Annotated in this window: 7 protein-coding genes; 4 read left to right on the top strand and 3 right to left on the bottom strand. The window is 53.3% G+C overall.

The genetic code is table 11. The annotated features are described in order from the left end of the window. The first annotated feature begins 161 nt into the window (after positions 1 to 161). Both BCF53_RS09945 and BCF53_RS09940 read left to right on the top strand, forming a co-directional pair. Entirely contained in the window at positions 162 to 2,027 is a 1,866-nt protein-coding gene (locus tag BCF53_RS09945) for a putative nucleotidyltransferase substrate binding domain-containing protein (protein WP_132701576.1), read from the top strand. 5 nt (positions 2,028 to 2,032) lie between these two features. Then, positions 2,033 to 2,749 carry a 3'-5' exonuclease gene (locus tag BCF53_RS09940; protein WP_207902698.1) on the top strand — a complete coding sequence of 239 codons (717 nt, stop codon included), beginning with the start codon at positions 2,033 to 2,035 and terminating at the stop codon, positions 2,747 to 2,749. Positions 2,750 to 2,770: 21 nt separating this feature from the next. On the opposite strand, the gene BCF53_RS09935 is transcribed toward BCF53_RS09940, so the two are convergent. The 3 genes from BCF53_RS09935 to BCF53_RS09925 form a co-directional block, all read right to left on the bottom strand. Beyond that, positions 2,771 to 3,556 carry a hypothetical protein gene (locus BCF53_RS09935; RefSeq protein WP_132701575.1) on the bottom strand — a complete coding sequence of 262 codons (786 nt, stop codon included), beginning with the start codon at positions 3,554 to 3,556 and terminating at the stop codon, positions 2,771 to 2,773. Between the two features lie 134 nt (positions 3,557 to 3,690). After that, positions 3,691 to 5,010, bottom strand: coding sequence for an ABC transporter substrate-binding protein (locus BCF53_RS09930; protein WP_132701574.1), 1,320 nt, complete (start codon positions 5,008 to 5,010; stop codon positions 3,691 to 3,693). Between the two features lie 41 nt (positions 5,011 to 5,051). Further along, on the bottom strand, positions 5,052 to 7,133 hold the full coding sequence (locus BCF53_RS09925) for a methyl-accepting chemotaxis protein (RefSeq protein ID WP_132701573.1): 2,082 nt from the start codon (positions 7,131 to 7,133) through the stop codon (positions 5,052 to 5,054). Between the two features lie 507 nt (positions 7,134 to 7,640). Here BCF53_RS09925 and BCF53_RS09920 point away from each other — a divergent pair. Beyond that, the gene (locus BCF53_RS09920) at positions 7,641 to 8,849 is read left to right on the top strand and encodes an aspartate aminotransferase family protein (protein WP_132701572.1); all 1,209 of its coding nucleotides are present in this window, start codon (positions 7,641 to 7,643) and stop codon (positions 8,847 to 8,849) included. A gap of 101 nt (positions 8,850 to 8,950) precedes the next feature. Further along, positions 8,951 to 9,964 carry an arginine N-succinyltransferase gene (locus tag BCF53_RS09915; RefSeq protein WP_132701571.1) on the top strand — a complete coding sequence of 338 codons (1,014 nt, stop codon included), beginning with the start codon at positions 8,951 to 8,953 and terminating at the stop codon, positions 9,962 to 9,964. The last annotated feature ends 35 nt before the right edge of the window (positions 9,965 to 9,999 follow it).

The following is a 9,999-nucleotide window of genomic DNA, read 5'->3' as shown; positions in this document are numbered from 1 at the left end:
TGCACCCCGGAATAAATAGCCTGCTTCACATTGGCAGCATAACAACCCTGTCATTTAGACAACTCTGTGACAGCTCTCACAAACGCTAAACACAAAAACAATATTGTATTACAATTAAACCCTCTAAAGATTTGCTCGGCGATAAGCCCCCTGGTGCCCCTATGATTCAATCTTTGCTGCCCAATATTCTGGAATTTATTTCTCAGATAGACCCGTTCGACAAACTACCTTCCGATTTAAAACGGCAAATCGCCGGTTCTATCAGCATTACCTATCTGGCGCGGGGCGAGAAGATTGAGCCGCAAACCGACAGCGATAAAAAGTACCTGTACATCATCCGTACCGGGGTCATGGAGCAGCGCAAGCCCAACGGCATTCTGCGCGCCCGCCTGGGGCCGGAAGATCTGTTCGGCTTTACCTTTATTGAGCCGCAGTCTAACGCTGAAGATGGCTATACCGCGGTCGCCACAGAATCGACCCTGCTGTATCTGGTACCGCATGAACAGCTACAGAAGCTGCTTGAAGACCACCCACAGTATGCCGAACACTTTGCGTCGCAGGCGCAAATCCGGCTGCAGTCGGCGCTGAATGTGGTCTGGTCCGATAACGAAAAGGGCCTGTTTGTTAAAAAGGTTTCTGAGGTCGCCACCGGCGCTCCGGCCATTGTCACCGCCGATATGACCATTCAGCAGGTCGCTCACGAAATGCGTAACGTGGTGCGCTCCTCCACTGCGGTGGTGAAAGACAAGGGCGTGATTGTTGGCCTGATTACCGACCGCGATATGACCAAGCGCGTGATCGCCGATGGCGTCAGCATCAATCGTCCGATCAGCCACGTAATGACCAAATCACCGCTCACTGTTGGCCCGGATGACCTGGTACTGAAGGCTGCCTCGCTGATGATGCAGAACAACGTGCGCAGCCTGCCGGTTGTCAGCGGAAATAAGGTGCATGGTTTGCTGACCACCTCGCACATGGTGCAGAAGAACCGCGTTCAGGCTATCTTCCTGATCGATACCATCAAGCGTGCTAACACCGTGGAACAACTGGCCGCACTGACGCCAGAGCGTCAGGCCATTTTCGAGGCGCTGGTCGATGGTAAGGTCCGCTCAGAGATAGTCGGTCAGGTGATGGCAATGATCTACGATGCCTACAACCGCCGGCTGATTCAGATGGCCATTGAAACCTTTGGCGAGCCGCCCTGTAAGTTCGCCTGGGTGGTTGCCGGCTCGCACGCCCGCAACGAAATTCACATTGGCTCCGATCAGGACAGCGCCATCATCATGGATAACTCGGCAAGCGCCGAAGACCGCCAGTACTTTGAGCTGATGTCGACCTTTGTTTGCGAATCGCTCGCCAAGTGCGGCTTTACGCTGTGCCCGGGCAACTTCATGGCCTCGAACAGAAAATGGTGCCAAACCCTGGGCATCTGGAAGAACTACTACAGCCAGTGGGTAAAATCGCCGGATCACAACACCCTGCTCAACACCAGTGTGTTTCTTGAGGTACGCAGCATTTACGGCGAGGCCAGTTTCTCGGAGCAGCTGCAAAACCACCTGTATAAGCTGATCCGCCAGCACCCCGGCTTCCTGACCTCGCTGATCAAGGATGCAACCTCAGTGCACCCGCCACTGGGCATTTTTAACAGCCTGGTGCTGGAAAAAAGCGGCGTCAACAGCAACACCCTGAACATCAAGAGGTACGCCATTACTCTGGTGGTGGATCTGGCCCGTATTTATGGCCTGTCTGTCGGCTGCACCTCTACCAATACCGAAGAGCGCTTCCGTTATGCCAACCAGCGCGCGGTGCTCAGTGAAGACGCGCTGAAAAATATCATCGGGGCCTATCGCTTTATTTGTCAGCTGCGTTTCCGCCACCAGCAGGAGGCACTGAAGAAAGGCATTGAGCCGAACAACCATATTTCCCCGGATTCCTTCGGCAGTTTTGAACGCCAGCACCTGAAGGATGCGTTCCGGATTATTGCCAACCTGCAGGACGCGGCCAAGCTGCGCTTCAGTGAGGTTTAGCCGCATTGAAAAAGCTGATCAACTATTTTCATCCGCTGGCGCAACTGGAACGCGCCCGGCAGACCCGTCTCGCTGAAAGCAACTTGCCCGATGCGGTTCGTGAGCTAATCTCGGAGCCCTACCCGCACCCGGAAACCAAGCTGTACGATCTGGAGTTTCTCGTGTTCGATCTGGAAACCACCGGCCTAAACCCGGAGCAGGACCGCATTCTGAGCATCGGTTTCCTGCAGATTCAGCAGTTCCGGGTGGACATTCAAAGCTCATCGCACACCTATGTGAAATCCGATACCGACATCAAAGCCGAGTCGGCGGTGATCAACCACATTGTTCCGGAAATGCTGACCGAAGGCCTGTCACTCGACGAGGCGATGGATAACCTGTTCCGGGCCATGAAGGGAAAAGTCCTCATCGCCCACGGCACCATGGTCGAAAAAGAGTTTATCGACAACTACCTGCAGCAGCGCTACGGCATTGAGCCCCTGCCGCTCATCTGGCTCGATACGCTGGCTATGGAAAAGTCTCTGATGCGCAATCAAAACGATACCCAAACCGGCGACTACCGGCTTTCTGCGGTGCGTGAACGTCACAACCTGCCGCCCTATCTGGCACACAACGCATTGGCAGACTCGATCGCCACCGGCGAGCTGTTTCTGGTTCTGATTAAGATTATTTTTGGTAAGACCATACCGACGATCGGCCGCCTGATAAAGCCGGTAAATTAATTCAACCGGCTGCCCGGGTCATCAATCCGGTTGCAGCTCTCTGCAGAAGTCGACGTTAAGATCACCATAGGCTTCAAAGCAAAACCGCAGCAACAGCCCTTCCGCTTTCACCTCTCGAATGACCCGCTCCATTTCCGGTATCAGGTAGGCGTGCTTGGCATGCACATAGGGGTACATAAATTCAGACGAAATCACACCGCCCGAACGGATATAGCCGGCGAAGTCTTCATCGTTTAAAAACGGGTAAACACCAAAGTTGCTGTGCACAAAGACGTCACTCAGATCATATTTCAGGCGGGTAAGACCATCGACGGAAAACGATGAAGTGCTCAGACGCTCGGCTTCAATCAGGGGAATTAATTTAATTTCAGCCAGCACCACACCACGCACATAGTCGATGCGCAGACCGCTGTCCTTAAAGCTTTGCCAACTGTCGAACGCCAGCCCGCTTTCGGCCCGGACCCAGGCAATAATACTCAGACGGCTGATGGGTTCATTCACGCGACGCTGCTGCGGATACCTGCTCTGGTAAGCGTAAACGCGGTTGACCTGGCCGTCTATCTCACCGGTTTCGGTCATCATGGCTCCGCGCTTATTGGGCAGGAAGAGAACTTCATGAGGCATATCCAGCCGCCGGAATACCTCGGCGTAGAACAGCTCCATCCACACCGCGCTGGGGCTGTCGGGGTCGTGCCCGCTGTGCATGCGGAATACATCCTCATTGGCGCTTGCCAGCAAAGCAGCACTCGCCATTGCCATAATCAGGCAACGGTAAATCAGCCTCTTGATCGTGTTCACTGCTTCCATCAGACAATGCCCGCCAAAGGATTGCTTCAGTGTAGTTCAGCTCACCCGGATGACACCCTTCCGCTGCACAGGCTGTTCTCCGGGCATAAAAAAAGGAGCGACAGGCGCTCCTTTCGCTGGCAGCAACGCACTAACTATTTGATGTAGCCATCACGGACCATTTCACGGCGTACCAGTTTCTGGGAAAGCTCCAGAGCTTTATCTTTGGTGGTTTTACCGGAAAGCGCACCGGAGAACTGCTGCCCCACCTTGTTGGCGAACGACTGGAATTTCGGAATCGTCACAAACTGAACGCCGGTATAGGGGTTTGGGTTCAGTGTCGAATCTTCAGGATTGGCCTTCGCCATCTGATCCAGCGTTGTTTGCGCAAAGCTCGCTGCAGCCATGTATTCGGCATTGGCGTAAGTCGATTTACGGGTACCCGGCGGAATGTTGGCAATGCCATATTCCTGCGCGACTAAATCGGAATACTCCTTGGATGTGGCCCAGGTGATAAAGGTTTTCGCGGCATCCACTGAATCAGAACTGACCGGCACCGCCAGTGCCCAGGCCCACAGCCAACCGGAGCCTTTCTGCGTGGTGGCATAAGGTGCCGGAGCAAACGCCATGTGATCAGCAACGCTGCTTTGGCCCGGGTCGGTAACAAAGCTGCCGGCAACGGTCGCGTCTACCCAGAAGCCGCACTTACCGGCATTCATCAGCGCCAGGTTCTCGCTGAAGCCGTTGTTATAGGCTTGCGGTGGGCCATAGTTGCTCATCAGGTCGAGATAGAAGCTTAAGGCGTTATCCCATTCCGGCGAATCGAACTGCGGTTCCCAGTTCATATCGAACCACTGCGCACCAAAAGAGTTGGCCATGGTGGTAATGAAAGCCACGTTCTCACCCCAGCCCGCCTTGCCGCGCAGACAGGCACCGTAAACCTCGTTGGCCGGGTCGTGAATCTTCGAGGCGGCTTCGTACATGAACTGCCAGGTTGGGTTAGCGGGCATGGGCATGCCCACCTTTTCAAACAGGTCTTTGCGGTACATGGTCATCGAGCTTTCGGCATAAAACGGCAGTGCGTACAGCTTGCCGTTGGCGGAAAGACCGCCCTTCACGGAATCAAAAATATCGTCCACATCGTAGTCGCCCGGTAAGCCTTCCATCGGCACCAGCCAATCGTTGCCACCCCAAATGGGGGCCTCATACATACCGATGGTAATGACATCGTATTCACCGCCACCGGCGGCAATATCGCGGGTAATGTTCTGGCGCAGGGTGTTTTCATCGAGCACCTGCCATTCCAGGGTGATGTCCGGGTACGCCGCTTCAAAGGCACCGGATAGCTTTTGCATACGCAACATATCGCCGTTACTTACCGTACCGATGGTCAGGGTTTCGGCAAACGTTAAGGCTGGCAGTGCCATCAAAACAGAGCCGGCAATTGCCAGATTACGTTTGAATATTGCTTTCATAAAAACCTCTCAGATTTTCCTGTTACAGTTGTCTACTGCGGTTAGTTTGTTGTTGTTTTACTGTCGTTTTCGAGTTTGAAAACGGAAATCATGTCTCTGAGGCTGTCGGATACATTGCCAACCTCAGCGATACTTCCGGCGACTTCATTCACTTCTTCGCGGGTGCCTTCGGCAGAATCGGATATCGCAACCAGCTGCTTGTTGATCGCGTCCGCCGTCGCGCTTTGATCGCTGGCAATAGAGGCGATGTGATCACTGGAAGACCCCAGTTTTTCAATGGAGCTGTTCAGTTCGGTTAGGGTGTGGGTCAGCGAATCGAACCGCTCGTCACTCTCGTTGGCCATTTGCGAGCCCTGTTCAATCACCGAAACCGCTTTAGTCACCGCGACGTTCAGGCCTTCGATAATGCCGTTGATCTCACTGGTAGAATCCTGTGTGCGGTTGGCCAGGCTACGCACCTCATCGGCCACCACAGCAAAGCCACGGCCATGCTCACCGGCGCGGGCGGCTTCAATGGCAGCGTTCAGTGCCAATAGGTTGGTCTGGTCGGCAATGCTGCGGATAACCACCAGAATCTTTTCAATGTTTTCCACTGCGCCGTTCATTTCACCGATCTCGGAAACGGCCGATTCAAGATGGCCGCGTAACTCTGAGATGCCCTGCTTGCTGACCTGCATATCCTGATCGGCACTGGCCGACAGATCATTCACTCGGTTAACCTCCTCGCGGGTGCCGCCGGCCGAATTTGCGACCTCCGAAACGGTGTAGGTCATCTCCTGCATGGACGTGGCAATTGAGCCCAACTCTTCGGCCTGGCTGGCGACACGCTGCAGCGCAGATTCTGTGCGGGTCATGGTGCTGTGACTGATGTCGTTCAGCCGGTTGGAGCGACTGACGATGTTGCCGATCATATCGGTCAGCCTGTTGTTCACCTGCTCGGTTGCGCGTGAAAGCTCACCAAACTCATCGCTGCTGTGGCGGTTGATGCGGAAGGTCAGGTCACCGGCAGACAGGTGCCGCAGGGCATCGATCACCAACTTCATCGGGTTGCGAATAGAACGCAGCACCAGCAGCGAAATAACCACCGCCGCGGCTGCAGCCAGCAGCGAGGTGACGATGAGCAGGGCTACCGCCCGGTCAACGCTGCGCTGCATATCGGCGGCAATTTCCTGAGAAAAGACGGTGGCGCTGTCGTTTAAATCGGCCACCGCATCAAGCGTGCTTTCAATGGCCGAGTCGACCTGCTTAATGTTTTCCGCCGCCTGCAATGCCAGGCCAACCGATTGCGCACGGCGCGAAAGCAAGCCTTCAGCGCCATCGGCACCCTGCACCAGCGCATCCATTTTCCGGGTCATTTGATCGAGCAGCACAGACGCCTCCTGAAAGGCTTCGTTCTGGGCCACCAACGACGTCATCGATAGAAAGTATTCCAGGTGTGAAGACTGCCAATCCTGATAGGCCAATGTTGAGCTGTTTATCGAGGTTAAATCGGATGCGATCTCAACGTCTTTGGCAACGTTCAAACCGATAAGAAAGGATGAGTAAAACTCGTACAGTACAATCAGTTGCTGATCGTCGTAGGCCTCCCAAAACAGATCCTCGAAATAGGGCTTCAGTGTTTGCTCGGTTTCTTTCATTGCCTGGCCGAGTGCCCGAACCTCATCATCCACCTGAAACTGCTGCAGCTTCAGTTGTGCGGAGGCCTCCATTTGCTTCCAGACCTGCTCAACCTGCTCGTTCATCTGACGAACTTCGGCACTGGTTGTAAACTGCACATAAGGGTTGTCATCGATGTAAGCTGCCACCGCATCAATGGCATCAATCACCTGAGACTTCTGCACAAAAACGGTTTCGATAATGCGGTTTACCGCATCGGTATCATTCTGCTCGGCCACGCGTTTGAAGTCAGAAACCAGATTCAGCAGGGTCGTCTGCACCACGGTGGTTTCCTGCAGCATCTGCTCTGAAATCGACACCAGATGATCAAGCGTACGCTGCGTTTGCCGGTAATTACCGATGGATTGAAATGCAATAAAGGCGAGCAATAGCAGAACTGTCGCAAAACCGATCACCAGCTTTGCAGCGACACTAAACTGGATTTTATTTTTCTTGTTTAGCTTCAAAACTCAGATACCTGAAATTCAATAGCTTCTGAAGATCAACATCCGTGTGACTCAGAAAACTTTCACTGCACCAGCCCTTCCGCTGCGGCTGAAACTCATCTTTTAAGGTTGCAGTTACTTTTTCGGCACTCGCGCCGGTTACTTGATTTTTTTGAATATAGCAGAGATTTTCCGCTGCAAAGGTGCGTCAATGCTGAGCTTGCCGGCTGCCGAGCCAACTGATCAAAATGACTTCAACCCGCCAAATCAGCGCCTTAGTTAAAGACTTGTCGCTGTATGGAAGAAACCGCAGCATAATATTGACGCCGTTTTTCTAACCCCCTTTGAACAGGGAGGATTGCAAAGCTCCGGTAATTACACGATTTAACGTTTCACGCCACTGGCTTTCCAAATTGGCAATCTGCTATAAACTTTTGTCGCTATAACGTAAGCCGAATTTTTTTATTTTTTTTAGAATCTTTTTTGTCATGAAGAAGATTTCCTCAACCAACCATAGAGAGAAAAGTAATGTCAGAACTTACCCGTGATCAATTTGATGAAGTAATGGTGCCTAACTATGCACCCGGTAAAATCATTCCGGTTAAAGGCGAAGGCTCACGGGTTTGGGATCAGGATGGCCGCGAATACATCGATTTCGCGGCCGGCATTGCCGTGACCGCACTGGGTCATGCTCACCCGGCGCTGGTTGGTGCATTAAAGGAACAGGGTGAAAAACTCTGGCACCTGTCGAACGTAATGACCAACGAGCCTGCGCTGGCACTGGCGAAAAAGCTCACCGAGGTGACCTTTGCCGATAAGGTGTTCTTCTGTAACTCCGGTGCTGAAGCCAATGAAGCTGCGCTGAAGCTGGCACGTCGTCACGCCTTCCTCAAAGCCGGCGAGCAGAAACACGAAATTATTTCCACCTACGGTTCGTTCCACGGCCGTACCCTGTTTACCGTGTCTGCGGGTGGCCAGGCCAAATACAAAGAAGGCTTCGAGCCAACTCCGGGTGGCATCAGCCATGTGCCTTATAACGATTTGGAAGCACTGAAAGCGCAGATCTCCGCCAACACCGCAGCGGTGATTGTTGAACCGATTCAGGGCGAAGGCGGCGTAACCCCAGCTGAAAAAGCCTTCCTGGAAGGTGCACGCAAGCTGTGTGACGAAAACGACGCGCTGTTGATTTTCGATGAAGTGCAAACCGGCGTTGGTCGAACCGGCTATATGTATGCGCACGAATACTATGGTGTTACACCGGATGTACTGACCACCGCCAAAGCATTGGGCGGCGGCTTCCCGATCGGTGCCATGCTCTGTACCGATGCCGTTGCACCGAGCCTTTCCTTCGGCACCCACGGTTCAACCTACGGCGGCAACCCGCTGGCCTGTGCAGTGGGCCTGGCGGTACTGAATGAAATCACCAAACCGGGCGTACTTGAAGGTGCGCGCGCCAAGGGTGAAAAATTCCGCGCCGGTCTGGATGCAATCAACGCCAAGTACGGCATCTTTAAAGAAGTACGCGGCCTTGGCTTGCTGATCGGTATTGAACTGGTTGAAGAGTGGCATGGCCGCGCCAAGGATATTCTGGCGGCAGCGCTGGAAAACGGCCTGCTGACACTGGTGGCCGGCCCGAACGTCCTCCGCTTTGCACCGTCGCTGATCATTCCGGATGCCGACATCGATGCGGGCCTTGCCCTGTTGGATGAAGCCATTGCTAAGGTCGTGGCCGGCTAACGCCTGATTTGCATAACCGGTGCTATGCCAGTGCCCCAAAGGTGCTGGCGTAACACCCGGTTCATAACGCCGTTTGTCCGCATAAATTTTCAGGAATTCCCATGTATCTAATCCGCCCTGCCATATTTTCAGACCTGACCGGCATTGAACGGCTGCTCGACGAAACGGAAGCCCGGGTAACCACCCTGCCGAAAGACCGCGACCAGTTGAGCGAACGCATTGCTGAATCGAAAGACTCGTTTGATAACGCCAGCGATTCAGAAAAGCCCTCGTCTTATCTGTTCGTTATGGAAAACACCGGCACTGGCGAGCTGTATGGCACCTCCGGTATTGATTCGGAAGCCGGCAACGGCTACCCGTTCTTTAACTACCGGCTTGATAAAATTGTTCACGCCTCGCACCACCTGAACATCAGCTCCAAGGTTTCGGTACTGTTTTTATCGCATGAGCTGACCGGGAAAACCCTGCTGCGTTCTTTTTCCATCAGCCCATCACTGCACGATACCGAATACTTCGATTTACTTTCGCGTGCGCGGCTGATGTTTATGGCCACTCAGCCGGATAAATTCCATCAGGAAATCATTGTCGAAATTCAGGGCATTTTTGATGACAAGGGCAACTGCCCGTTCTGGGATGCCGTTGGCCGTAAGTTTTTTGATCTCGATTTTCCAACCGTCGATTACTACTGCTCGATGAAGTCTAAAACCTTTATGTCTGAGTTGATTCCGCAGCACCCGGTTTATGTTCCGCTGCTGCCAGCCGAGGCTGCTGAAAACATTGGCCGCAACCATGAAGCGGCCAACCGAATTTGCCAGCTGCTTTATAAAGAAGGCTTTTATCAATCCAAGTTTATCGACCCGTTCGATGGTGGCCCGGTATTGAAAGGCGAAATTCAATATACCCAAACCTACCGCAACATCCGTTACAAAAAGGCTTATCCGGCTGAAATCAGTAACGGAATGCGCTACCTGATCAGCAACCGCTCGCACGAAGACTTCCGCTGCGTGGTGGGTACTCTGGTCGAAGGCATTGGTGACTCGGTACGGATACCGCCGGATGTGGCAGAGGCCTTAAACGTTGAGAAAGGGGATTCGATAGCTTTCTCATTGTTGTGATTTTTTTTGAGTAGTTGGGTACTGATGTAGTTAGG

The sequence above is a fragment of the Reinekea marinisedimentorum genome, assembly GCF_004341165.1.
Lineage (GTDB): Bacteria > Pseudomonadota > Gammaproteobacteria > Pseudomonadales > Natronospirillaceae > Reinekea > Reinekea marinisedimentorum.
The sequence above is the reverse complement of the archived record's forward strand: the minus strand, read 5'-3'. Positions and strand labels throughout refer to the sequence as shown.